The following is a 25,933-nucleotide window of genomic DNA, read 5'->3' as shown; positions in this document are numbered from 1 at the left end:
TTATAATGTAACTTCTTTAGGACAAGATTCATTTAAAGGTGCTAATGTTGGATAAACTTTATTATTGTAAATCCTATATTGAGAAGAGACTGTTCCTCCAAAAAGTTTATCGTTGGTTAATTTCAATTCAAAAGAAATTTCAAATAAACCCGTACTAATTTCTTTGTAAGTTCCTTGACCTGAAATTGCAATACTATAGCTGTTTTTATTCGTTCCGGTAATTGTGATATATTGAGGAATTACGAGAACTTTTCCATTCGTTTTGCTGTTACCGTTTTCAGGAAAAAATTCTAATGCTGATGTAATATTAAATCCTGGTGAGTTTGCGCTAGTAGTACTTTCGTTAGAAAACCATCTTTTTAGATTAAATGAATTGGTTGTATTAGTACCGGTAGATACATTAAACCCAATTTTAAAAGCATCATGGTAAACATCATCATTAGGGTTTGTGTTTCCTTTGTCACTATACAAGATAGCATTTTCATTATCCTTTGTTACTACCACAGGAAAAGTAAAAGCATTAAAAGCCTGCCAAGCACAAGTACCACTTCTATCAAACCAGTTTTCACCATATGTCAGGTAAAATTGATTTGATAAATCATAGAATTTAGAAGCAGGATTTGCAAGAATATCACGATTCGATTTTATAGGTTTAACGATTTGTAAGACACTCGTTCCCGTAGCAATATAATCTCCTGCATTTACAAGTGTAATGCTGGTTTCATAATATACATCGTCTTCCTGAATATCTTCTAAAAGAGTTAAGTGATAGGTAATTGATTTTCTGTTATCCCCAAAGTCATCATGAGTTAAAGAATAATCAAAGCCATTTAGAAATTTGAAAATAGCAAGATTTTCAATTTCTGAAGGAATAAATCCGTTAGGAAAATTTACTTTAAAGTCAATTCTTTCGCCAGCAGCTCCTTTTACAACTATTCTATTTGCTGACAATGAATACGGTGTACTCACTTCGCCTAATGTGATTGTTAGGACGTCATTTGAAACAGATGTATTTAAATTACCAATATGAATTTCAGGATCAGAAGTGCTTTCTAATTTTAAGGTAATAGTTTGTTTTTCTTTCCATCTTTTTTCAAAAGAAAGAAAAATGGTATCGGTTAATTTATTTCCTTCAAAAAGTAATTCGTTTGTAGGTTCTATACTAAAACTATTTACATCTCCGGAAGTAACAGCACTAAATTTTGCTGTAATAGCAGATTTTAAAGGTATTGAACTTAATGTTACCGGTACTTTTAACGTTTTTACCGATTTGTTTTCAAAACTAACTACAGGAGCCAAAACGGTATTAACAGATGGATATTCCAGTGGAACGTTGCTAGTAGAGTTTACTAATAAATTAAACCTTATAAAAGGGTCAAAGTTTTTTGAGTCTAATCTATAATCGTCCTTAGAACAAGCAGTAAATAATGTTACAGCAATACTTAATACAGATATAATTTTAATATGATTCATTTTGTTCTAAGTTTGAGTTAACGTAAAGAGTATTTAGTGGTATTGGTAATACATACTTAGGTGATGGGTAGGTGAGTCCGCAGTTTAACGATATGCAGCCATCAGTACGAGAAATATCCTTTTTGTTCCTTGCTATATCAAAAAACAGGTGCCCTTCAAAACAAAGCTCTTTTCTTCTTTCCAGAAACAAAGCTTCGGCAATATTATCTGTAGTAGTTAATAAAGCAGCGTTTGCTCTTTCTCTTATAATATTAATATCTTTCTTTGCCTGTTCCGGGTTATTAAGTCCTATTGATGCTTCGGCCCTTATTAAATATTGTTCACTTAACCTAAATGCCACATATCCGGGATTTCCCTGGAACTTTTTAGTAAAATAATAGTTAAGCATTACCGGTTGTAAATTCACCAATGTAGAAAGTGGTTTTACTAAAAACAACTGTTTTCTAATATCATTGGTTTCATACAGATCAATCAAATCCTGCGATGCTGTATACCTTTCATAATTAGTATCAAAAGTATATCCAAAATAGGATGATAATGATCCGGTAAAAGATCCATCGGTATTTTTAGTTACAGAAAATTCTAATAAGGTTTCTGATGTAGGTAGGTCTATCTTTTCCCATTGTGAAATATAATCAGCAGAACTTATCAGGCTTACACCAGAATTTTCGATTACATCATTTGCCGTATCATAAGCATTTTTCCAATCCTTTTTAGAGAGATAAACTCTGGCCAACAAAGCTTTTGTACTGTTACTATTAAAATAAGAATAGGCAGGGCCATCGAAAAGAACCGTATTACTATATAAATCCAGAGATGTTTTAAGATCATTTATAATCAAAGAATAAGTATTGGCAGCAGTTTCCCTTGCAGGATAAGTAATACCGTTACTAATCGAGTGGGTACTGTAAACAATTCCCATATGAGAAGCATCCTGAGTATATCCGTAATTTTGACTATAGACTTCGCTTAGCAAAAAATGCATGTAAGCCCTAATAGTCAAAGCCTGAGCTTTTATTTGGCTCTTTTCTGCGTCAGTAGCATCATTTATTGCATCTGTATATTCTAAAATAAGATTTGCTTGATTGATAATGCTGTAGCCACTTGTATAGAATAATTTAAAATTAGAGTCAGCAGATTCATCTTCAAAAGAATATATTTCTTTAATGTTTTCAGGAATAGTAATTTCTCCTTTAGTACTTGATCCCAGAGAAGGGCTAAATTTTATATTGCCTCCTTGCAAATCTGGATAAACAGAAAATATTTCACCACTCACATTATTTTTAAGAGTCAGGTATAGGCCGTTTAATGCCATTAATACCCCTTTTTTATCTTTTAGCTGTTCTGTAATAGAAGTTTTGTCTCCAGGTTCTTGTTCTAAAAAATCGCTACAGTTTTGCAGCAAAAAACTTATTGCAAAGAGCATTATAAATTTTAATCTTATGGAAGTTTTTAAATATTTCATCTTTTAAAATTTAGTATTAATACCACACGAAATAGTTCTGGCTTGCGGATAAGTGTAACTGAATTCCCTAATACCGTTCATTCCTGACGGACTCTTTTCTTTATACCAATACAGTGCGTTTGAAACATTTGCAAAAACAGTTAAGTTATCCAGAAAAGTATTTTTTACAGGAACATTATAACTTAAGTTAATGTTACTGATTTTAATATAGGTGGCATCATAAATATTCCTATCCAAATTAGGTAGTAATGCGGTATTGCCGGGTGCTGGCTGAGAAACAACATCCCCCTGTTTTCTCCAATAGTCAAAAGCATTTACAGACATATTTCGGTTAGAAGTAGTTTGATATTTCGAAATAATCTGGTCAGAAACTAATTTATCTCCACCCCATTGAAATGCTCCTGTTATACCTAATGTAATACTGTTGTTTAAAGAAAAACTATTATTAAAACCCCCAAAAGCTTTAGGCTGTGAGTCGCCAATAGGTTCCCAATCTGCCGCCGTAAAAGTCCTGTTGTAGGCTGCCGCATCATAAATTTGACCTCCTTTATTTATCAAATCCCTTCCAGTTGCAGGATCAACTCCAGCCCACTTAGCGCCCCATATTGTTGTGGTGCTGTAACCAATTTTTTGAGCGAGCGCAATTGACGATATAGAATAATCGCTTCCTAATCCTACCAAATCAGTTACTTTACTGTCTACAGTTGATACGTTAAATGCAGTTGTCCATTTAAATTTACCTTTTCGAAGCCATTTGATTCGAGTACTCAATTCAAAACCTTTATTATACATGCTTGCTGCATTTAGCTGTACAGATCCATAACCGGCTTCTATTGGAATATCTCTTCCCGTAATTAAATCACTTAGATCATCATAATAATATTCTAATGTTAATTCTATAGTATTGAAAACATTAAAATCTACACCAGCATTAAATTTTTTATTTTTTTCCCATTTTAAATTACCATTAGGAGCATCGGTCGGAATTGCATATTCACCACCATTGTAACCGTTTTCCAAAATATTATAAAGTCCCTTAGACCTATATGATCCAATTCTTGAATTACCGGTAGAACCATAACTTACTTTTAGTTTTAGAAAATCAATCCAGGAACTTGATTTTAAAAAGTCTTCATTACTAGCAATCCATGCCAGACCTGCACCACTGTTTAAGGCAACATTTGTATCGTTTCCAAAAACGGAACTCTCATCACGTCTAATATTTCCTAAGAAATAATACTTTTTCTTATAATTATAATTGATTTGAGTAAAGAAGGAAACTCTCGAATTATAATTAATATCACTTTCAAAAGCTTGTCTTGCTTTGGATTCATCCACTAAAGGAGTTAAAAGGTCGTCATCCTGAATCGCATCCCCGATATCGTTAATTACATTTGGATTCGTAAAACCTCTGGCTGATGAATAGTTAAAATTGGTTCTTTCTTCAGAAAGTTCAGATCCAATGACACCATCTATAGCATTGTTTTGATTGATTTGTTTATTAAATAATGCTTGTCCCTGCCAGTTCCATTTGCTTGAATTTCGTTCATTGATCACACGTCTTCCCCAAGCCGGATAAATATTTCCTTCGTAAGTAAAAGAGCCATTGGCCTGACCACTTTCATTTTCAGCAGAAAAATAACGATCCTGAGTTTTATCTTTATAATCAATACCAAATAAAGTTGAAAATTTGATGTTTTTATTTAGTTCATATCCCAAACTCAAACTTCCTAATATCCCATATGAATCGGTTACATTTTTATTTTGTTCAATTGCAGCCAGAGGATTTCCGCCAGTTATACCATTTAATCCCACTTTAGAGTAAGTACCGTCTTCATTATATGGTGAAAGATTGGGTAAATAAGCAAAATCATAATAAATGTTTGGAGCATCTTTTTTGATGTAACTAGGATTAAGGGATAGATTTATATCCCATTTTGAAGCTCTGAATCCTAAATTTATTCCACCATTCAATTGTTTTGTTGTATTGCCCAATTGAGGTTCATCTATATTTAAGTACGTTAAATTTGTATTATAAGAAAATTTTGAAGTAGATCCTGAAACGCTAAAATTATATTTGTTGTAAATTCCGGAATTATTTAATAAATCAAACCAATTTGTATTAATACCGTTATAAGGGACCATGACATGATTTGCAGTTGTGTTTTTTAAATAATCATTTCTAAGTTCAGCATATTGAGCACCGTTTAAATATTTTATTTGATTAATAGCAGTAGACGTTCCAAGTTGATTAGAAAAACTAAATTTAGTTTTTCCTTTTTTTCCCTTTTTAGTTGTAATTAAGATTACTCCATTTGCCCCATCTGCACCATATAAACCCACTGCGGCAGCGTCTTTCAATACGGTAAAACTTTCAATATTATCCGGAGAGATTCTTGCCAGAGGGTTTGATAACGTTTCACCGTCAGCTCCAACTCCAGTAAAGAAACCATTATCAATACCAGTTTCTTCAGTCATAATTATACCATCAATAATAATCAGAGGCTGTGATGATGTACTTATAAGATTTCCATTTAAAGGTTTTAAAGTTCCTTGTCCGCGAATATTAATTTTTACAGGTCCGCCAACGCCAGAAGTATTTTCAACTAAAACACCAGCCATTTGCCCTTCCAGCATTTTATCAATACTTTCTGAGGCTTGATGGACAGGGATATCTTTTGCCGTAATAGTTGAAATACTTCCTACAATTTCTTCTTTTAATTTTTTTGTTCCGTAAGATGATGTAATAATAACCGGATTCAGTTCATCTACAGCTTCTTCCATATAAAATGTAAAATTGTTTTTACTTCCAACTTCCTGCTCCTGAGTTACCATTCCGAGAAGTACAACCTGAAGCACCACATTATCAATGTTTTTTTCTTTTAGCTGGTAAAAGAATCGTCCGTCAATATCCGTTATAGCACCTCTTCCGGTTCCTTTGACCATTACTGTTGCTCCGGGAAGAGGCGTTTTATCTTTAGCATTCAGTACAACTCCCTTGATTGTTCTTTCTGCTTCCTCGGAACTATCTGTTGGAGCAGGAGCAGAACTCGTTAATAAAACCTGTTTTTTCTGAATGTAAAAAGAAATATTTCTGCCTTTGAATAATTTTGTTAAAACAGTTTCTAAGGAAGCACTATTCACATTGATAGTGGCTTTTTGATCTGTATCAATTTTTTTTGCATTGTAAATAATCCTGAAGTCTGTTTGGTCTTCAATAGACTTGATAATTAGGTTTATAGGTTCGTTGTTGAAATGTAACGTAATCGGCTTTTTTTGCGAAAAACCTTTAAAACAGAATAAGAGAAGAGCTAAGAAAAATATAATTTTTCTTGAATTTTTTTTCGTAAATGTCATGTTTTATGGTTTATGGAAGGTTGGTTATGGTAATGGTGTTTTGCTGAATCGAGTATTCAAACGGGGTATCATGTTTTAAGAGTTCTAAAATATTTTGGACAGTAGATTCACTGATTTTGATAGTTCCTGTAAAATTCTGTTTGGCTAAATCTGAATTTTTATTAATAATCTCAACATCATAAGTTCGCTGAATTATTTTAGTGATGGTCGAAAAAGGAGTATCATTAAATGTAAGTTCACCCTTTGTCCAGGCTGAGTAAAAAGAAGGATCAACAGATTTTGTGGTAATTTTTCTCGAATTGTTTTGCCAGGTAGCCATCTGGTTAGGTTGCAGTAAAACTGCATTAGAGGTGTTTTCAGTTTCATACATCTGAATACTTCCTTCAACTAAAACGCTGTTAACTGATGGATTTTCAGGATAAGCACTTACATTAAATTTCGTACCCAGAACTTCAATAGCTGCCTGATTCGCATTGACTATAAAAGGATGTTCTTTGTCTTTGGCAACTTCAAAAAAAGCTTCACCAGTTAAATAAACGATTCTTTTTCCATTAACTCCAAACTGTTCTGGGTAGCGTAAAGTAGTTCCAGAGTTTAAGTTTACTATAGTTCCATCTGAAAGTGTAAGTTTAAATGTTTTACCATAAGGAACTTTAAGTAAGTTATATATTATCTCATTGTTTTTAGTTCTTCCGAAGTATACAATTTGTCCCGGAAGTTTTCTGGCAATCAGTTCACCTTTGTCATTAACTAAATTGGTTTGATTGTTTTTTGTGATATATTCTGTCTTTCCGTTTCCTAATTCAAGAACAATTTCCTTTGAAGATTTTGTTTTTTGACTAAAATTAAAAGCAATTCTACCTAATCCAAGCAGTACTAAAAATGCTGCAGCATATTGCAAGTATTTAGCAGCTTTATTTTTTGGTTTAATTTTAATTGCCGGAGCAGTATCATTTAAAATATTTTCAGAAAGGGCAGTAAGAGCCCAAGTCTTCTTTATTAGGATAAACTGCTTTTTATTTTCTTCAGAGGCATCAATCCATTCAAAGAGGCTTTTAATTTCCTGTTCTGAAGCTTCATTAGTTAAATACTTATAAATTATTTCTGATGTCATAATTGGGTTTTAAACTTCTCGTTATCATAAGTACACTTCAGAAATAAAAAACCCTATGTTTAATTTTTAATTATTACAAATAAGAATAAAAATAAGAAATAAATAATCGGATAATTTTGTCTTCAAAATTTTCAAAGCCTTTGTCATATGGGCTTCTACAGCTTTTAGGCTTACCTGCATTTCTTCTGCTATTTCAGCATTTTTTTTATTCTCAAAACGTTTTTTTATAAAAACTTGGCGTGTTTTGGGAGGTAAATCGTTTATTGATTCATTAATTATCCGTTCTAATTCGGTTAATTCTAAAGTATCGAACTGAATAGAATTTAAGACTTCAATGTCCAGTTCTCTTTCTTTATGATTTAATAAATCGTTTTTGAATTTGTCCTTAACTTTATTATGACGAATAAGGTTCAGACATTTCGATTTGGCATAGGTGTATAAAAAGGATTGAATTCCGTTTATAGATTCAATTTCCTTCCTGTTTTGCCATAAATTAATGAAAGCTTCCTGTGCCAGATTTTCGGCCTCATCCTGATCGTAAATGAACTGAATACTAAAAGAGGTAATTCTACGAAAGTATTTATCATAGAAATATTTAAACGCAGCTTCTTCTCCCTTTTTAAAAGATTTAAATTTATTGGATTCGAAACTGGTATTAATATTCATCTATAATGTAGCTCCTGTACGGATTATTTTATTATCCAGGTGGTATTGAGTTAAAGCGGAGCAAAGATAAAATATTATTTATATTTGTTCTAAATAAAAAAAAACAAAATTTAAAAATTAACATTTACAGCCTAATTTTAGAGTCATATAGAATGTCTGTCAATAAAATTAAATGGCACTTTAATTTCTCCTTTTTCTTTGTTTAAAATCATTCTGGCGGCAATTTCCCCCATTTTATTAAAATCAGTAGACATGACAGTGATTCCAAGTAAATCTTTTAAAGGAGTATCATTGTAAGATATAACACCTATATCGCTTCCTAATACATATTCCTCATCCCTGATTTGTTTTACTAAATTAACAAGGTCAGATTCTTCTATAGTAATAAATAAATCTCCTTTTTTAAGGATCATATCATCGTAGACTTCACTTAGAATTTCAAAATTAATCTCATGTTCAACACAAAATTTTCTAAAACCATGTAAAATTCTTCTTGGATAAGGATATACAGCTTTCTCAGGATAGACCAAAATTACTCTTTTATATTTGGTGATTTTGGTAAGTCCTTCTTTTAGGGCATTGTATATATCATTTTCAAAATCCTGATAGATTTTGATAACCTCACTTCCTAATCCAATTTTGATGTTATCCATAATAACAAGCTTGTCCTGTGGTATTCTCTGGATTGCTTTTGCAACTTCATCAGTAAAACTCAAATGTTTTAGTTCATCTGTTTTAAAGTGTGTTGTAATAACATAATAATCGTACGCCCCTTCAAATTTATCGAGCAGATTTAAAAATAAAGTTTCATCGCAATGATAGATATGCAAATCGACATGCGCATTAGCTCCTAATGTATTAATAAAAGAGCTGTAGGTTTTCATTTTATAAGCACTCAGTTTATTAAATAAAAACAAAATATTGACTTTAGATTCCAGTTTTGTTCTGGTAATATAGTATCCTTTTCCTCGTATTGAAGAAATAATTTTCCGTTCTTTTAAAATATTATAAGCTTTCTCAACTGTATCCCTGGACATATAAAACTCTTCACTGAAGTTATTTATGGAGGGAATCTTTTGATTTATTTTCAGGTTACCATTAGCAATATTTTGCAGAATAGAATCTACAATTTGCTTATATTTTGGTACTCTTGAATCTTCATCTATTTTAATTAGCTTAATCATGGTTGGTGTAGTAAAGTTTCTCTTTTATGGCAGAGTCCGGATTATAATTGCATAATATGTAATAATTTTCTTTAAAAAGACTTAAAAGATATTAAATATTCATGCGTTTGCTAAAATATGAATTTTAAATTTAAAAAATGCAATAAAGCCAATCTTATCGCAATAATTTATGATTTAATATAAATATAAATTAGAGAAAGGACAGTACAGGATAGTTTTCTTTTTTACATTCTCTTATTTTACCAAACCAATAACTATCAACTAAACCACAAAGAATTAAATGGAATCATTACTCGGAATTATTTTTCACTCCATTGGAGGATTTTCTTCAGGCAGTTTTTATATGCCTTTTAAAAAAGTTAAAGACTGGGCCTGGGAAAGTTACTGGTTAATAGGAGGTTTTTTCTCATGGCTGATTGTACCGCCAATAGCTGCTTATTTGACTATTCCGAATTTTACTGAAATTATAGCTACAGCTGCTCCATCAGTTAAGGCGTTAGCGTACACAATGGGACTGATTTGGGGAATTGGAGGACTGACTTATGGATTGGGTGTTCGCTATTTAGGGATGTCATTAGGAAATTCAATCACTTTAGGATTTTGTTCTGCTTTTGGTGCTTTGATTCCGCCAATCTATTATAATTTCAATGCAGTAGAAGGCAAAGAGTCAATTAGTGATATGTTTGCTAACCCAGGTGGACAAATGGTTTTGGCTGGTGTACTTATATGTATCATTGGGATTGCCATTTTAGGAAAAGCCGGAATGTTAAAAGAGAAAGATTTTGCAACAGGGCACGAAGATAAAGACAAGGATTTTAGTTTAGTAAAAGGTTTAATCATTGCTATTGTATCCGGTATTTTAAGCTCTTTCTTTAATTTCGGAATTGAAGCAGCAAAACCAATGGCTGATGTGGCTAATGAAGCATGGAAAGTAATGCATCCAAATCAGGGGGAATTCCTGTTTCAGAATAATGTTAGTTACATCGTTATACTTTGGGGCGGATTAACGACAAACTTTATATGGTGTATTTATCTTAATTTTAAAAATAAAACTTTTAGTAATTACACAGATACTAAAACACCTATTTCAAAAAATATACTTTTTTCTGCGATTGCAGGTACCATGTGGTTTCTTCAGTTTTTCTTCTACGGAATGGGTGAAAGTAAATTAGGAAATGGAGCCAGCTCATGGATTTTACATATGTCAACTATCATACTTACCGCTAACTTCTGGGGATTCTATCTGAAAGAATGGACCGGTGTAACTAAAAAAACGTTCAACACCTTTATGTTGGGCATCGGACTCATCATGTTATCTATTGTTGTGGTCGGAATTGGGAACTCTTTATAATAATCAATTAATATATTAAAATGTCAAATATAAACACAAACAATATGACTTTTCAGCATGTAAGCTATCTTTGGGACGATGCTAAAGCTGCAGCACTAGCAGGAGATGAAGTAGCTCTTTTTATCTATCGCTCTAATTTATTAGGAGCGGATTTAAGACTTACTAATTATGGAGGAGGAAACACTTCAGTTAAAATTACAGATAAAGACCCATTGACAGGCGCAAGCTCAGAGGTAATGTGGATTAAAGGTTCTGGTGGAGATATCGGAACATTAACAAAATCAGGTTGTGCAGCGTTATATTTAGACAGATTACGCAATCTTGAAAATGTGTACAGAGGAATTGAGTTTGAAGATGAAATGGTTGAATTGTTTAACCACTGTATTTTTGATTTAGCTTCTAAAGCACCTTCTATTGATACACCTTTACACGGTTTCTTGCCGTTTAAACATATTGATCACCTCCATCCTGATGCTGCTATTGCAATTGCTGCAGCAAAAGACGGAGCAAAAATCACTGAAGAATTATTCGACGGAGAAATCGGTTGGGTAGGATGGCAGCGTCCTGGTTTCGATTTAGGGCTTCAATTGAGAAGCTGTTTAGAAGAAGCGGAGAAAAAAGGAAAAAAATTACGTGGTATCATGTTAGGTTCTCATGGTTTATTTACATGGGGAGATACTGCTTACGAAAGTTATATCAACACATTGGAAGTTATAGAAAAATGTGCTGAATACTTAGAAAGCAACTATGGAAAAAAACGTCCGGTTTTTGGAGGTAAAAAAATTGACAGTCTTCCAGAAGCTGACCGTAAATTAAAAGCGGCAAAAGTGGCTCCGATTTTAAGAGGTTTCTGTTCTTCAGAACGTCAGATGATTGGTCATTATACGGATGATGCAAGAGTTTTGGAATTCATCAATTCTAATGACTTGTCAAAATTAGCTCCGTTAGGAACATCTTGTCCGGATCACTTTTTGCGTACTAAGATCAGTCCTTTAGTTTTAGAATTAGATCCAAACGAAGATTTATCAGATGTAGCCGCAGTAAAAGCAAAATTAACTCCTGCTTTTGAAGCGTACAGAGCAATGTACAAAGACTATTACAATGCTTGTAAAAAGTCTAATTCGCCTGCAATGCGTGATCCAAATCCAGTTGTAATTTTATATCCTGGAGTTGGTATGTTTACGTTTGCCAAAGATAAAACAATGGCGCGTTTAGCATCTGAATATTATATCAACGCTGTTAACGTAATGAAAGGTGCAGAAGCGGTTTCTGAATATACTTCTTTGCCACACCAGGAAGCTTTTGATATCGAATACTGGTTGTTAGAAGAAGCTAAATTACAGCGTATGCCAAAACCAAAAGCACTTTCAGGAAGAGTAGCTTTAGTTACAGGTTCTGCTGGTGGAATTGGTAAAGCTATCGCTAAAAGATTTGCTGAAGAAGGAGCTTGTGTAGTAATCAACGATATCAATGAAGAGCGTTTAGAAGGTGCAAAAGCAGAATTTATCAAAGCATTTGGTAAAGATGCTGTTTCAAGTACATTATTAAACGTTACTGACGATGTAAGTACAGAGAAAGCATTAGATGCTGCTTGTCTTGCATTTGGTGGTGCTGATATTATTGTGAACAATGCTGGTATCAGTATTTCAAAATCTATCGCTGAGCATACTCTTGAAGAGTGGGATAGATTATATGACATCTTGGTTAAAGGACAATTTATTGTTTCTAAAGCCGGAATTGAAGTAATGCGTAAACAAGGTTTTGGAGGAGATATCGTAAACATCGTATCTAAAAATGCAGTAGTAGCAGGTCCAAACAATCCTGGATACGGTTCTGCAAAAGCAGCTCAGGCGCATTTAACACGCTTAATGGCTGCTGAACTTGGTGCTGATAAAATTCGTGTAAACACAGTTAATCCTGATGCTGTAATCTCAGATTCTAATATTTGGTCTGGAGGATGGGCTGAAGGTCGCGCAAAAGCTTACGGCATTACCGTTGAAGAATTGCCTGCTTACTACGCGAAACGTACCTTATTAAATGAAATTATATTGCCTGATGATATTGCAAACGCATGTTTCGCATTCGTAGGAGGTCTGTTGAATAAATCAACAGGAAATGCCCTGAATGTAGACGGCGGAGTAACAATGGGCTTTTACAGATAAGTTGTTTAGTTTTTTTTAAGTTTATTTAACAAAGTGGTTTTTGTTTTCTAACGTTCGATTCTGTCGGACGTTAGATTTTTTATGACAATCGTATTTTTAAATAAATTTTCTAAACACTGTAAAAACAAAAAAAACACAAAAAAGTAACTTATAACAAGGGTTTGGTTTATAGAAATAGCTTTATATTGTAAACCCTATTTAAAAATAAATAAGTATGTTAATTCAATCAAACACTATCGCATCTCATAATGATGGTTTATTAAAAAAACATCAGAACAAATTGGTTTTTACAGCTTCAGAAATTGCAGAAAGTGAAGCCATTATTCAAAAATTAATAGATTTTCAAATCGCAATCCCATCTTGGGCTTTAGGAACAGGAGGAACAAGATTCGGACGTTTTGCAGGTGGAGGAGAACCTCGTTCATTGGAAGAAAAAATAGAAGATGTAGGTTTGCTTCATAAATTAAACAATGCTTCTGGAGCCATTTCTTTGCATATTCCATGGGACATCCCGACAGATTATAATGCTATCAAAACGCTTGCAGGAGAACATGGATTGAAGTTTGATGCTATGAATTCAAATACTTTCCAGGATCAGGCAAGTGCGGAGCACACTTATAAATACGGTTCTTTACAAAACGTAAACAAAGCAGTTCGCAAACAGGCTATTGCTCACAATATTGAAGTGATTAAGCATGGGATTGAATTAGGTTCTGATTCATTGACTGTTTGGTTAGCGGATGGTTCTAACTTCCCGGGACAATTGAACTTCCGTAAAGCATACCAAAATACATTAGAAAGTTTAGAAGAAATTTATGATGCATTACCTTCAGACTGGAAATTGTTTTTAGAATACAAATGTGCTGAACCAAACTTTTACTCTACGACAGTTGCTGATTGGGGACAGTCTTATTCATACGTTCAGAAATTAGGAGATAAAGCAAAAACGCTTGTTGATTTAGGTCACCATTTGCCAAATGCTAACATTGAGCAGATTGTTTCGATCTTGCTTATGGATAATAAATTAGGAGGTTTTCACTTTAATGATTCAAAATACGGTGATGACGATTTAACTGCAGGAGCTTTAAAGCCTTACCAGTTATTCTTGATTTTTAACGAATTGGTTGAAGGTATGGATGCTCGCGGAATGAATCATGCTAAAGATTTAGGATGGATGATTGATGCTTCACACAACGTAAAGGATCCTTTGGAAGACTTGTTGCAGTCTGTTGAAGCAATTATGATTGCTTACGCTCAGGCGCTTTCAGTTGACAGAAAAGCATTAGAAATTGCTCAGGAAGAAAATGATGTGGTAAAAGCGCAGGAAATTCTTCAAAATGCTTTCCGCACCGATGTCCGTGCTTTGGTTGCTGAAGCTCGTTTACGTTCAGGCGCAGCGTTAAACCCGGTTGAGTTGTACAGAAACCTTGATGTTAGAGGAAATCTAATTGGCGAAAGAGGATTAAAAACGATGGCCACAGGATTGTAATTATAAGTTATGAATTATGAGTTGTAAGCTAAAAACATTTTGCTAAACTCATAATTCTGTAATTCAAAATTTATAATTTATAATTCAAAATTTATAATTAAAAAGAAATGAACGTAGTTGCAATTTTTGATATTGGTAAAACCAACAAAAAGGTATTTTTATTTGATGAAAATTATAAAATCGTTTGGGAAAAATCAGTAAATCTGGACGAAACCGTTGATGAAGACGGTTTTCCTTGCGAAGATATTGAAGTATTAAAAAACTGGATTCTCGAACGATTATCAGAAATAAAAGAACTGAATAACTATGTTCTGAAAGCTATAAATTTCAGCACTTACGGAGCCAGTTTTGTTTATATTGATGAAGATGGCAACTCTTTGACGCCTTTATACAATTATTTGAAAGATTATCCGGAAGAACTGAAAAATGGTTTTTATAAAAAATACAAAGGAGAAGAAGTTTTTGCAGTAAAAACAGCTTCTCCTGTTTTAGGAAGCCTGAATTCCGGAATGCAGATTTACAGGCTAAAAGAAGAAAATCCGGAATTATTTGAAAAAGTAAAATATTGCCTGCATTTACCGCAATATTTAAGTTTTCTTTTAACTGCTGAAGCTTATACCGATATTACCAGTATTGGATGTCATACAAATCTTTGGAATTTTAAAAAGATGAAGTATCACAAATGGCTGAAAAATGAAGGTATTAAAGATAAACTTCCACCAATCCATCCAGGAAAAGATGTGATAAAAAAAGAAAATGATCTGGCTGTCGGAATTGGTTTGCATGATAGTTCATCAGCAATTATTCCTTACACGATAAACTTCACAGAACCTTTTGTTTTATTGTCAACCGGAACCTGGAGCATTTCCCTGAATCCTTTTAACAATAAGCCATTAACGTTTGAAGAACTTGAAAATGATTGTTTGTGTTACATGCAATACACTGAAAAACCAGTAAAAGCAGCACGTTTGTTTTCTGGTAACGAACATGAAGTTCAGGCAAAAAGACTGGCTGAACATTTCAAAGTACCTTTTGATACTTTTAAAAATGTCTATTTTGATAAAAAAATTGTATCGAATTTAAGAGCGGTAAATTTTCAAATCGTTTATCCTAAAAAATATGATTTTGATATTCTTAAGGAATGTCCTTTTCAAAAAAGAGATCTATCTACTTTTAAAACCTATGAAATTGCTTATCATCAATTAATGCTGGATCTTGTCGAACAACAAGTTTTTTCAACTAATTTAGTGATTCATAACAGCCCTGTAAAGAAAATTTTTGTGGATGGTGGTTTTAGTAAAAATTCAATTTTTATGAATTTACTGGCAGAAGCTTTCCCGGATGTAGAAGTTTATGCGGCTTCAATGGCTCAGGCAAGTGCTTTAGGTGCAGCTTTAGCAATTCACCAAAACTGGAATCCTAAACCGATTCAGAATGATTTAATTGATTTGAAATTTTATAAACACTGATTTGAAATTAAAAATTGAGAAATGATAATTAAAAAATCTGCTCAATCTGACAAATCTGCGTGAAAAAATATTTAAACACATAGAACATAGTTTTTTGAACTAAAGATTAAAATAAATGACAAATCATTTTACGCACAGCTATGTGTTTTTCAAGGAGTGATACGTCTTTTTTTAGACTATGAATATTATGTTTCTAGTGTTAAATTAAAATACTACAAAATGAGAGTTGGACTTTTTATACCGTGCTACGTTGACCAATTTTATCCTAAAGTAGGAATTGCAACCTATGAATTATTGATTAAACTTGGATGCGATGTCCGTTTTCCGATGAAACAAACCTGTTGCGGGCAGCCTATGGCAAATAGTGGTTATGCACATTTAACCAAAGGCTGTGATGCTAACTTTATAGCCAATTTTTCAGAATTTGATTATATCGTTTGTCCTTCAGGAAGTTGTGTTTTACACGTCAAAGATCATTTGCATGATGAAAAACAGGAAGAACTGGCGGCAGAAATGCGAAAAAAAGTTTTTGAATTAACGGAATTTATTATCGATGTACTTAAAGTAGATCATATTGAAGGCAATTTTCCGCACAAAGTAGGAATGCACCAAAGCTGTCACGGACAACGCGGCCTTAAGCTTTCGCAGATGAGCGAATTAAATGCACCTTTTTTTCTAAACCGGGAGAATTATTAAGCAAAATAAAGGGTCTGGAATTGGTTTCGTTAAGCAGAAAAGATGAATGCTGTGGTTTTGGAGGTACTTTTTGCGTAACGGAAGAAGCCGTTTCTGTAAAGATGGGGCAGGACCGAATCAAAGATCATGAAAAACACGATGTTGATTATATTACAGGTGGTGATATGTCTTGTCTGATGCATTTGGAGGGCATTCTGAAAAGACAAAAAAGCCATATAAAAACTATTCATATTGCTGAGATATTAAATACCTAAACTATTTAATTACTGATTTTAAGTTGTAAAAAGACTACTTTAAAATGAAAAAATTAACGCTCTGTTTTGCATTATTGCTTTCGCTTATTTTTTTATCGTTTAAAAAAGATACGTCTTTGGTAACTTTAAAAGAAGTAGTGGTAAAAGCTCCTTTTGAAATGCCGGCTATAAACATTCCGGATTTTAGTAAGTGCAAAGAATTTTCAATTGTTGATTTTGGAGCTATTCAGGGAAATAAAGACAAAACTTCTGAAGCAATAAATAAAGCTATTTCCAAAGCAAATAAAGCAGGAGGAGGAATTGTCGTTATACCGGAAGGAGAATGGCTGACAAAGAAATTTCACTTTAAAAGCAATGTGAACCTTCATTTAAAAAAAGGCGCAGTTTTACTTTTTTCTGAAGATCCGAATGATTATTTACCTGCCGTTAACTCAACATGGGAAGGATACGAATGCTTCAATTATTCACCATTAATTTATGCCTACAAATGTAAAAACATTGCCATTACAGGTGAAGGGGAACTGAAAGCAAAAATGGACATCTGGAAACAATGGTTTACCCGTCCGAAATCACATATGGAAAGTTTTAAAATGCTTTATAATCTGGCATCGTACAACAAACCGATGAAAGAGCGCCAAATGGCAAATGACACTGCACGTTTTCGTCCACAGTTTATTCAGTTTAACCGTTGTGAAAATATTTTGATGGATGGTGTTACGATTAAAAACAGCCCTTTTTGGACGATTCATACTTTTTTATCCAAAGATGTAGTGCTTAGAAATCTGAAAGTTTATGCACACGGATACAATAATGACGGAGTTGATCCTGAAATGAGTCAAAACGTACTAATTGAAAATTGTGTTTTTGATCAGGGAGATGATGCCATTGCCATAAAATCAGGTTGTGGAAAAAATGCCTGGCTCTTAAATACACCTTCAAAAAACATTGTTATTCGTAATTGTACCGTAAAAAACGGTCATCAGTTAGTAGCTATTGGAAGCGAACTTTCAGGGGGAATAGAAAATGTATTTATTGATAATTGTACCGTTGTAGATGGAGCAAAACTGAATCATTTACTATTCATAAAAACAAATGAACGCAGAGGCGGATTTGTGAACAATATTTACATGAGCAATATTGTTTCAGGAAAAATAGACGCAGGAGTTTTAGGAATCGACACAGATGTATTATATCAATGGAGGACTTTGGTCCCAACAATCGAGCGCAGGCTTACGCCAATAAAAAACATATATCTGGATAATGTAAAAGCAACAAATGTGAAGTTTATTTCGAAAATTTCAGCTCAGAAAGAACTTCCTGTAGAGAATGTTTTTCTAAAAAATGTAAATGCAGATGTTGTGAAAGAAAATCAGAACATTCATGAAAATGTCGTGAATTTTGTAAATAAAAATTGATTCTAAATCTATCCATTGGATTTAATTTAAAGTAGTAAAGAAATGTCTTCAGAAAAAACAATACCACATAGCGAAGCAGCGACACGTTTTAACAAAGATGTAGAGCGTGTAAACTGGCATGATGAAACACTCTGGTTTGTTCGTGAAAAACGAGATAAGGCCGCACACCAGATTCCGGATTGGGAACTGCTAAGGGAAACAGCTTCACAAATTAAGCATAATGTACTCTCAAATATTCATGATTATTTGATTGAATTTGAAGAAAATGCTCAAAAAAACGGAATAACTGTTCACTGGGCAGCCGATGCAAAAGAGCATAATGAAATCGTACATTCGATAATGGTAAAACATGATGTAAAGCAAATGGTAAAATCAAAATCAATGCTTACTGAAGAATGCCATTTAAACGATTATCTGGCAGAAAAAGGTATCGAAGTTATAGATTCTGACTTAGGAGAATACATAGTACAGCTTCGTAAAGAACCACCTAGTCATATCGTTTTACCGGCAATTCACCTTAAAAAAGAAGATGTAAGTGAAACTTTTCATGAACATTTGGGGACTGAAAAAGGAAATTTTAATCCGCAATATTTAACCGAATCAGCACGCCAAAGTTTAAGAAATACTTTCCTAACCCGAAAAGTTGCTTTAACCGGGGTAAATTTTGCCGTTGCAGAAACCGGAGAATTCGTAGTATGCACGAATGAAGGAAATGCAGATATGGGTGCGCATCTCGCAGATGTACACATTGCTTGCATGGGATTTGAAAAACTGATTCCGCAGCGTAAACATTTAGGTGTTTTTCTTAGATTGTTAGCAAGAAGTGCTACTGGTCAGCCAATCACCACTTTTTCAAGCCATTTTAAAAAACCAAGAAATGGACAAGAAATGCATATTGTGATTGTTGATAATGGCAGAAGCACACAATTAGGAAGAGAAGATTTCAGAAATTCTTTAAAATGTATCCGTTGCGGAGCTTGTATGAATACCTGTCCTGTTTACAGACGAAGTGGCGGTCATAGTTATCATAATGCTGTTGCAGGACCAATAGGTTCTATTTTAGCTCCTAATCTGGACATGAGCAAAAATGCTGACCTGCCTTTTGCCAGTACGCTTTGTGGCTCTTGTACGAATGTGTGTCCTGTAAAAATCGATATTCACGATCAATTGTACAAATGGCGTCAGGTATTGGTTAAAGAAGGCCATACGCCAACTGCAAAAACAGTAGCGATGAAAGCTATGGCAACTGTTTTGGCAAATCCAACGATTTTCAATATCGCAGGTAAATCAGGAAGATTCATGATGAAAAATATTCCTGCGGCAGTAAATAATAAGATGAACAAATGGTATGACCAGCGTGAAATGCCAACTGTTCCCGAAGAATCTTTTAGGGAATGGTACAAGAAAAATTCACGCGAATCTAAAGCTAAGGATAATGAGCAGTAAAGCAGAAATATTAAAAAAGATAAAACAAAATCAGCCCGATTTTGTGACTGATTTGCCTGATTTAGAAGTTTTAGGGTCAGAAAACCCGAATATTTTGGAAACCTATAAAACAGTTTTGAAAAACATTGGTGGAGAAAGTGTTGAAGTGGCTAATTATAGTGAAATTTTAGATTTTATGAGAAATAATTATGCGCTTGACAGAAGAATAATTACAACCATTCCCGAACTTGCCGAAGTAGCTTCGCTGGATTGGAAAAATGATGATCCTCATACACTCCAAGATGTTGAATTAGCAATTGTAAAAGCTCATTTTGGTGTCGCAGAAAACAGTGCACTCTGGGTTACGGATGATTTATTAGGGCAGAGAGTTGCTCCTTTTATTGCGCAATATTTAGCTATTGTCGTTAATAAAATTGATATATTGCCAATGATGCACCAGGCTTACAAAAAAATTGGTAATCTGGAGTACGGTTTTGGGACTTTTATTGCAGGACCTTCAAAAACAGCAGATATAGAACAATCTTTAGTGTTGGGCGCACACGGCGCAAGAGGATTAATTGTATTTTTGCTGGATTAAAAAAACTAAAAGATAAAAAAATTGAAAACAGATTTTACATTAGAAGGAAAAGTAATCATTGTTACTGGTGCCACCGGAGTTCTAGGTGAAGCCTTTGTTAACGGTATAGCTGCAGCAGGTGGTATTGTTGGTGTTTTGGGAAGAAACGAAAAAGTAGCCAATGAAAGAGCAGAATTAATTGTTAAAAACGGTGGACAAGCCATCGCTTTAATTGCAGATGTAACGATTGAAAGCGATCTGATAAAAGCACGTGACCTTGTTCTTTCAAAATACGGAAAAATTGACGGTTTGGTAAACGCTGCCGGCGGAAATATGCCGGATGCTGTAATTCAGTCAGATCAGGGTATTTTTAAACTTAATATGGATGCTTTGCAAAAAGTGATGAACCTGAATTTATTCGGAACACTTTTGCCTACTCAGGTTTTTGGAGAAGTAATCAAAAACAATGAAAGTCTTGGAAGCATCGTAAATATTTCATCTGTAGCAACTGAACAGGCTATAACAAAAGTTTTAGGATATAGTCTGGCTAAATCAGCTATTGATTCTTACACCAAATGGTTTTCTGTGGAACTGGCAAAACGATATGGGGATAAAATCAGAATGAATTCTATCGTTCCGGGTTTTTTCTTAACTGAACAAAACCGTACGTTATTGACTAATCCTGACGGAAGTTTAACAGAAAGAGGCAATTTAATCATAGCAAACACACCTTATAAACGTTTTGGAAATCCTGACGAATTAATTGGAGCTTTAATTTGGTTGCTAAGCGATGCATCAAAATTTGCAACAGGTTCAAAAGTGACTATAGATGGTGGTTTTACAATTTTTAGTGGTGTATAATTTTTTAAGAAAGAAAGTATGAAAAGAATGATACAAACCTGGAGATGGTTCGGACCAAATGACCCGGTAAGTTTACAGCATATAAAACAAACCGGCGCTACCGGAATTGTAACAGCACTACATCACGTTCCTCACGGAGATGTATGGACGGTTGAAGAAATCAATAAAAGAAAAGCTGAAGTTGAAGCATACGGCCTGACATGGGATGTTGTGGAAAGTATTACCGTTCACGAAAGTATTAAAACAAGAAGTGGAAATTTTCAGGAATATATAGAAAAATACAAACAAAGCATCCGTAACGTGGCAGCTTGTGGCATCAAAATTATTACCTATAATTTCATGCCGGTTAACGACTGGACAAGAACACAGCTGGATTACGTAATGCCGGATGGTTCTGAAGCTTTGTATTTCAACTGGGTAGATCTGGCGATTTTTGATATTTATATTTTAAAAGAGAAAATGCCGAAAATAGTTTTCCTGAAAATATTGTAACCAAAGCTAAGGAACGTTTTGCAACGATTACAGAGCAACGATTACAAGAAATAGCAGATACGGTAATGTTCGGGATTCCTGGCGAAAAAAAGATTACGGTTGAATGGATGCGTAATGCTTTGAAAGCTTATGACAATATTGACAGAGATGCGTTAAGAAGCAATTTGAGTTATTTTCTAAACGAAATTTGTCCTGTTGCTGATGAGTGCGGAGTACAATTGGCCATTCATCCTGACGACCCGCCTTTCGATATATTGGGATTGCCGAGAATTGTAAACTCAATGGAAGACTATGATTTTATTCTTTCAAATGCTCCTTATAAATCAAACGGAATTTGTTTTTGCACTGGTTCTTTAGGAGCTAAGGAAACGAATGACTTACCGGAAATGGTCAAAAAGTTAGATGATAAAATTCATTTTATTCACCTGAGAAACGTTCGTAGTGATGAAGAAGGAAATTTCTTTGAAGCTGATCATTTAGATGGAAATACAGATATGTATGCTGTAATGAAAGAATTATTGCTGATTCAGAAAAAACATAATATTTCAATTCCGTTCCGTCCTGACCACGGACATCAAATGCTGGATGATCTAGGAAAAGTAAACAATCCGGGTTATTCTGCTATTGGAAGATTAAGAGGTTTAGCCGAATTGAGAGGGCTTGAAGAAGGGATTATTCGATCGCTTTAATATTATACTATAAAAATAAATTAGAGGTTGTCAGGATTTTGTTCTGGCAACTTTTTTTATGCAGTTATATAAAAGATTATTAAATGATTCGGAGTATATTTTTTATGTAAAAATATAAGTAAATTATTGTAGGATTTATTTGGATAATTAATTTTAAGTTCTATTTTTGAAAAAAATTCTTACTTAATATATCAACGCATAATTTATGGGACATTTTTCAGAACAGGTGCATATCAGCATAGGGAGCTTTACCCAAAATGTTGTTTATCATAATTTAGAACTGTCACAAAAGATGGCAGATCACCATCATTTTTCTTTTGTATGGCAATACACAGGCAAGGCGATCATCAATCCGGCAGATCAGGCAAAGGCATTGCGAACGTATCTTGGAGATGAAGTTATCTTTACCTTTAAAAGCCTTACCGGAATCAGGTTGATGAGCAAAGGAATCATAACAGAATTATCTTCTATAGATCTTCACGGCAGCGCCGAAGGATTACATGTTAAAGGGATCAGCCATACTATCGTTCTGGATGACATGAAAAAATCAAGAACCTACCAACAAAGAGGGATGAATGATATTGTACTGGATATTTTAGCCGAAGGCCCGGGAGAATTCTATGAAAGAGATGCTATAAAATCCACCTATCTTCAGGAGTTCAAATACATGGCTCAATATAATGAAACCAATTTTGATTTCTTAAAACGATTGGCCAGACGTTACGGGCAATGGTTCTATTTTGACGGAATGCGAATGCAGTTCGGACAGACCAAAACCAGTAAAATAAAACTTATCAACGGGTCTTCGCTGCATGGTTTTAAAATCCAGACCAACATGGCTTCCCATAAAATTTCTTTGGGTGGTTATGATTACAATGGCGCAACCAATATTCGTAATGCTTCAGCAAGAACTTCTGCAGGAAGTAAAGACAGTTTTTCTGCCGTTGTAGGACACAATCAGGGAACCGTTACCCAAAACGATTTGAATAATGGAGCTTATACCACGAATGCCCAAAACAGTGAAGAAATCGAAGAAATGGTCAGACTGCAAACAGCAGGAAGTGACGCTAATAGTGTATATTACAGTGGAACCTCTTATTTTCCGTTAGGACTTGGACAGGTTTTCAGCATCATAAACCAGACTGTAGAGCACGAACTGATTGTGACAGAAGTAACACATATTTCTCAGGTTCATGGAAATTACTCCTGTAATTTCAAAGCCATTCCGGCAGATGTTGCCGCACCACATTTTACAGACGTAAATGTATTTGCCAAAGCCGAAACACAGCCAGCCAAAGTAAAAGACAACAACGATCCGGAAGGATTAGGACGTGTAAAAGTACAATTCAATTGGGCAGGCGGAAACAATTCAAGCGAGTGGCTTCGTATGATACAGCCACATTCAGGTTCAGGAAAAGGCTTTTATTTTATTCCCGAAATCGGTGAAGAGGTTTTGGTAGGTTTTGAAGGCGATAATGCCCAGAATCCGTATGTTTTAGGAACACATTACAATGGAAACCAATCCAATGGTTATGCAGATGGTCAGAATAATGTGAAGGCAATTCATACGCGCTCGGGAATCAAATTTATTTTGAACGACGGTGAAGGAAGTATTTTGATTGAAGATCCGAGTGGTAATACCTGGAAGATGGATGGTCAGGGAAACATAGATGTGAGTGCGCCAAAGAATTTTACAGTAAAGGCTGGGGAAAATGTTAGTATTACCGCAGGTAAAAATGTTTCTGTCAGTGCAGGAGAAAATATTGATAATTCTGCAAATAAAGATATTTCTCAAACAGCGGGTCACGATATTTCTCAAAAAGCTGCCGGAGATTTTACTGAGAGTGCTAATAATAAAACGGAGATTATTGAACAAAAACATATTCGAAGTTCATTACAATCTACTCAACATGCAGAGAAATTAACTGTATTTAGTACAAAAGAAAATATGCTTTTGGAAAGCAGTCAAAAAACTGTTGAAGTAAACAGTGCAGAAAAATCAAATATGTTTTAATCTTTAAAAAATCATTTTATGGCAATCAATAAAATAGCAAAGAATTTATATGTTAGAATTAAAGGCAACTACATTAGTGAAAGTCAGGTTTTTTTAGAAACTTCCGAAAAAGTTGAAATTGTAGCTACAAAAGAAAACTTGAAATTAATTTCAAATAAAAAAATTCAAATGAAAGGTAATAAATAAATACATATGGCAAACGTAGAATTCGGAAAACCTAGATTTCAACCACCAGTAATGAATGATGAAAACATGTCAGAAGTAACTGCTGTATATTTTGCAAAAAGAATATTAACCCCTGTTTATGAAAATACAGAAGAAGTTATTACAGCAAAAAAAGGAGAGAATAAAAAAAAGATAAAAGCACGATTTGTCACAGAACAGAAAATAAAAAAGGAGGACTTAGTCAATTATGAGGCTGAAACAAATTTTGAAAAAGCTAAAGGAGGCGAAAAAGTAACAATAACTTATAAAAAGAAAGTAAGAGATTCAATTTCATTCAAAAAAATCACAAAAGCCAAGATAAAAGAAAAAGTATGGGTAGTTGCAACTTGCAACGGAACAACAGGAAAACTATCTGTTGAAATCAATGAAAACAAACTTACGAATACTGAAGCAGTTTATGATAACCCTGTAAAATTCTTGGTGGAAGAAGAAGAAAAAACAAAGATTGAATTTGAAATTTATAAAGACATAATTGTTACGCCTAATACTTATGCTAAAGAAATTACGCTTCAGCCCAAAAGCAAAGAAGATGTAAAAACTCTAATAGATAAATTCAATAAACGAACAGATAAAAATGCTTTCCTTTATTTTAAAGCTGAAAATGCTGATGCAACCTATCAACTAAAGATCTTTGAAGAAAATAAAGAATTTATAAACAAAGATGGTGAAAGATTAGAGGTTAAATATTGTAATTGTGGTGAAAAATATCGAGAAACAGTTGAATGTACTAGATATGGAAGTATTTATGGACCTGCTTATTGGGGGGAATTACCCTTAAAAGATTTTCCAAAATGGGATGATTTAATAAAAAATAGTATTATAACTATAGATGAAAAATCAATTTTAATAGCAATGTCAGAAAATGAAGGGAAATTAGATTCTATACAATCTTATGATAGTGAAATTTTAACAGCTGGTGCTATGCAAAAAACAATTAATCCCGAAGGTTACGGTGAATTGCCAATTCAATTTTGGGAATTCAAAAAAAGTTATCCGGAAAAATATATACTGTATTTAGAAAATTGTAATTGGAAAGTTGAAGAAGAAAAAAAGGAAAAAAAGATAAAAAAGGAATTGTAATAAGCACTAATTATAAATATAAAGCTAAATATAAAGATTTATCAGGTAAAGAACTTAAAGATAAAATTCGTGAAGGTTTTGAAAAAAATAAATTTAAGACAAAAGTTAATTGTGAACCTATTGAGCCAATTATAAGGTTAATGAAAGATAGTGATTATCAAATTATACAAATTAAAGATTTTATTAAACGATTAAACAGTTCATTAGACAAAAAACCAGCTGGCTATTCATTGAAAATATCTGCTTTTATTAGTTCTAACTTAGGAAAAGCTTTAGTTTTAGATAATGATGTTAATAGACCAGGACAAGTTGATGATTGTTTTGGAGAGGCTTTAGATTCATTTTTTAAAAAAATCCAAAGGTTTCAAAAATACCATCAGAATGGGGTACCAATTTTTCAACTTACGAAGATGAAATATTAGAGATTTATGGGCCTTTAAGAGGTGAAGGTTCTTATACTATGACAAGCGCAACC

The 25,933-nt window shown here is 33.7% G+C and carries 18 protein-coding genes and 2 pseudogenes; 14 read left to right on the top strand and 6 right to left on the bottom strand.

What is annotated here, in order from left to right:
- From P5P89_RS20680 to P5P89_RS20655, 6 genes are all read right to left on the bottom strand, one after another.
- Complete coding sequence (locus P5P89_RS20680; protein ID WP_278010026.1) at positions 1 to 1,473, bottom strand: hypothetical protein; 1,473 nt, start codon at positions 1,471 to 1,473, stop codon at positions 1 to 3.
- On the bottom strand, positions 1,460 to 2,938 hold the full coding sequence (locus tag P5P89_RS20675; protein ID WP_278010025.1) for a RagB/SusD family nutrient uptake outer membrane protein: 1,479 nt from the start codon (positions 2,936 to 2,938) through the stop codon (positions 1,460 to 1,462). Before P5P89_RS20675 ends, P5P89_RS20680 begins: the two co-directional genes overlap by 14 nt.
- A 3-nt stretch (positions 2,939 to 2,941) precedes the next feature.
- The gene (locus P5P89_RS20670; protein ID WP_278010024.1) at positions 2,942 to 6,295 is read right to left on the bottom strand and encodes a SusC/RagA family TonB-linked outer membrane protein; all 3,354 of its coding nucleotides are present in this window, start codon (positions 6,293 to 6,295) and stop codon (positions 2,942 to 2,944) included.
- A gap of 10 nt (positions 6,296 to 6,305) precedes the next feature.
- A complete protein-coding gene (locus P5P89_RS20665; protein WP_278010023.1) occupies positions 6,306 to 7,409 on the bottom strand; it encodes a FecR family protein in 1,104 nt (367 codons plus the stop codon).
- A 66-nt stretch (positions 7,410 to 7,475) separates the two neighbouring features.
- A complete protein-coding gene (locus tag P5P89_RS20660) occupies positions 7,476 to 8,075 on the bottom strand; it encodes an RNA polymerase sigma-70 factor (protein WP_278010022.1) in 600 nt (199 codons plus the stop codon).
- 143 nt (positions 8,076 to 8,218) lie between these two features.
- The gene (locus P5P89_RS20655) at positions 8,219 to 9,259 is read right to left on the bottom strand and encodes a GntR family transcriptional regulator (RefSeq protein ID WP_223678525.1); all 1,041 of its coding nucleotides are present in this window, start codon (positions 9,257 to 9,259) and stop codon (positions 8,219 to 8,221) included.
- Between the two features lie 280 nt (positions 9,260 to 9,539).
- Here P5P89_RS20655 and rhaT point away from each other — a divergent pair, with 280 nt between their 5' ends.
- The 14 genes and pseudogenes from rhaT (at position 9,540) to P5P89_RS20585 (ending at position 25,880) form a co-directional block, all read left to right on the top strand.
- Entirely contained in the window at positions 9,540 to 10,610 is a 1,071-nt protein-coding gene (rhaT, locus tag P5P89_RS20650) for an L-rhamnose/proton symporter RhaT (RefSeq protein WP_278010021.1), read from the top strand.
- 20 nt (positions 10,611 to 10,630) lie between these two features.
- Complete coding sequence (locus tag P5P89_RS20645) at positions 10,631 to 12,772, top strand: bifunctional aldolase/short-chain dehydrogenase (RefSeq protein ID WP_278010020.1); 2,142 nt, start codon at positions 10,631 to 10,633, stop codon at positions 12,770 to 12,772.
- Positions 12,773 to 12,986: 214 nt separating this feature from the next.
- Positions 12,987 to 14,261 (top strand): sugar isomerase, encoded by a 1,275-nt coding sequence (locus tag P5P89_RS20640; RefSeq protein WP_278010019.1) that lies wholly within the window; start codon positions 12,987 to 12,989, stop codon positions 14,259 to 14,261.
- 107 nt (positions 14,262 to 14,368) lie between these two features.
- The gene (locus P5P89_RS20635) at positions 14,369 to 15,730 is read left to right on the top strand and encodes an FGGY-family carbohydrate kinase (protein WP_278010018.1); all 1,362 of its coding nucleotides are present in this window, start codon (positions 14,369 to 14,371) and stop codon (positions 15,728 to 15,730) included.
- Between the two features lie 219 nt (positions 15,731 to 15,949).
- Positions 15,950 to 16,680 (top strand): annotated as a pseudogene (locus P5P89_RS20630) ((Fe-S)-binding protein).
- Positions 16,681 to 16,724: 44 nt separating this feature from the next.
- Complete coding sequence (locus tag P5P89_RS20625; protein ID WP_278010017.1) at positions 16,725 to 18,095, top strand: glycoside hydrolase family 28 protein; 1,371 nt, start codon at positions 16,725 to 16,727, stop codon at positions 18,093 to 18,095.
- A gap of 42 nt (positions 18,096 to 18,137) precedes the next feature.
- Entirely contained in the window at positions 18,138 to 19,541 is a 1,404-nt protein-coding gene (locus P5P89_RS20620; protein WP_278010016.1) for a lactate utilization protein B, read from the top strand.
- The gene (locus P5P89_RS20615; RefSeq protein ID WP_278010015.1) at positions 19,531 to 20,118 is read left to right on the top strand and encodes a LutC/YkgG family protein; all 588 of its coding nucleotides are present in this window, start codon (positions 19,531 to 19,533) and stop codon (positions 20,116 to 20,118) included. Before P5P89_RS20620 ends, P5P89_RS20615 begins: the two co-directional genes overlap by 11 nt.
- Before the next feature lie 21 nt (positions 20,119 to 20,139).
- A complete protein-coding gene (locus P5P89_RS20610) occupies positions 20,140 to 20,958 on the top strand; it encodes an SDR family oxidoreductase (protein WP_278010014.1) in 819 nt (272 codons plus the stop codon).
- 27 nt (positions 20,959 to 20,985) lie between these two features.
- Positions 20,986 to 22,139 (top strand): annotated as a pseudogene (uxuA, locus tag P5P89_RS20605) (mannonate dehydratase).
- Positions 22,140 to 22,344: 205 nt separating this feature from the next.
- Positions 22,345 to 24,153, top strand: coding sequence for a type VI secretion system Vgr family protein (locus tag P5P89_RS20600; RefSeq protein ID WP_278010013.1), 1,809 nt, complete (start codon positions 22,345 to 22,347; stop codon positions 24,151 to 24,153).
- 18 nt (positions 24,154 to 24,171) lie between these two features.
- Positions 24,172 to 24,339 carry a hypothetical protein gene (locus P5P89_RS20595; protein ID WP_223678494.1) on the top strand — a complete coding sequence of 56 codons (168 nt, stop codon included), beginning with the start codon at positions 24,172 to 24,174 and terminating at the stop codon, positions 24,337 to 24,339.
- Positions 24,340 to 24,345: 6 nt separating this feature from the next.
- On the top strand, positions 24,346 to 25,458 hold the full coding sequence (locus P5P89_RS20590; RefSeq protein ID WP_278010012.1) for a hypothetical protein: 1,113 nt from the start codon (positions 24,346 to 24,348) through the stop codon (positions 25,456 to 25,458).
- A 140-nt stretch (positions 25,459 to 25,598) separates the two neighbouring features.
- On the top strand, positions 25,599 to 25,880 hold the full coding sequence (locus P5P89_RS20585) for a hypothetical protein (protein ID WP_278010011.1): 282 nt from the start codon (positions 25,599 to 25,601) through the stop codon (positions 25,878 to 25,880).
- Positions 25,881 to 25,933 lie beyond the last annotated feature (53 nt).

Source organism: Flavobacterium gyeonganense (genome assembly GCF_029625295.1).
Lineage (GTDB): Bacteria > Bacteroidota > Bacteroidia > Flavobacteriales > Flavobacteriaceae > Flavobacterium > Flavobacterium gyeonganense.
Note: the sequence above shows the minus strand (reverse complement) of the source record. Positions and strands in the feature narration are given on the sequence as shown.

Coding starts and splice junctions, on each gene's coding strand:
- P5P89_RS20680 (WP_278010026.1), bottom strand. CDS start 1,473: ATGAATCATATTAAAATTATATCTGTATTAAGTATTGCTGTAACATTA.
- P5P89_RS20675 (WP_278010025.1), bottom strand. CDS start 2,938: ATGAAATATTTAAAAACTTCCATAAGATTAAAATTTATAATGCTCTTT.
- P5P89_RS20670 (WP_278010024.1), bottom strand. CDS start 6,295: ATGACATTTACGAAAAAAAATTCAAGAAAAATTATATTTTTCTTAGCT.
- P5P89_RS20665 (WP_278010023.1), bottom strand. CDS start 7,409: ATGACATCAGAAATAATTTATAAGTATTTAACTAATGAAGCTTCAGAA.
- P5P89_RS20660 (WP_278010022.1), bottom strand. CDS start 8,075: ATGAATATTAATACCAGTTTCGAATCCAATAAATTTAAATCTTTTAAA.
- P5P89_RS20655 (WP_223678525.1), bottom strand. CDS start 9,259: ATGATTAAGCTAATTAAAATAGATGAAGATTCAAGAGTACCAAAATAT.
- rhaT (WP_278010021.1), top strand. CDS start 9,540: ATGGAATCATTACTCGGAATTATTTTTCACTCCATTGGAGGATTTTCT.
- P5P89_RS20645 (WP_278010020.1), top strand. CDS start 10,631: ATGTCAAATATAAACACAAACAATATGACTTTTCAGCATGTAAGCTAT.
- P5P89_RS20640 (WP_278010019.1), top strand. CDS start 12,987: ATGTTAATTCAATCAAACACTATCGCATCTCATAATGATGGTTTATTA.
- P5P89_RS20635 (WP_278010018.1), top strand. CDS start 14,369: ATGAACGTAGTTGCAATTTTTGATATTGGTAAAACCAACAAAAAGGTA.
- P5P89_RS20625 (WP_278010017.1), top strand. CDS start 16,725: ATGAAAAAATTAACGCTCTGTTTTGCATTATTGCTTTCGCTTATTTTT.
- P5P89_RS20620 (WP_278010016.1), top strand. CDS start 18,138: ATGTCTTCAGAAAAAACAATACCACATAGCGAAGCAGCGACACGTTTT.
- P5P89_RS20615 (WP_278010015.1), top strand. CDS start 19,531: ATGAGCAGTAAAGCAGAAATATTAAAAAAGATAAAACAAAATCAGCCC.
- P5P89_RS20600 (WP_278010013.1), top strand. CDS start 22,345: ATGGGACATTTTTCAGAACAGGTGCATATCAGCATAGGGAGCTTTACC.
- P5P89_RS20595 (WP_223678494.1), top strand. CDS start 24,172: ATGGCAATCAATAAAATAGCAAAGAATTTATATGTTAGAATTAAAGGC.
- P5P89_RS20590 (WP_278010012.1), top strand. CDS start 24,346: ATGGCAAACGTAGAATTCGGAAAACCTAGATTTCAACCACCAGTAATG.
- P5P89_RS20585 (WP_278010011.1), top strand. CDS start 25,599: ATGAAAGATAGTGATTATCAAATTATACAAATTAAAGATTTTATTAAA.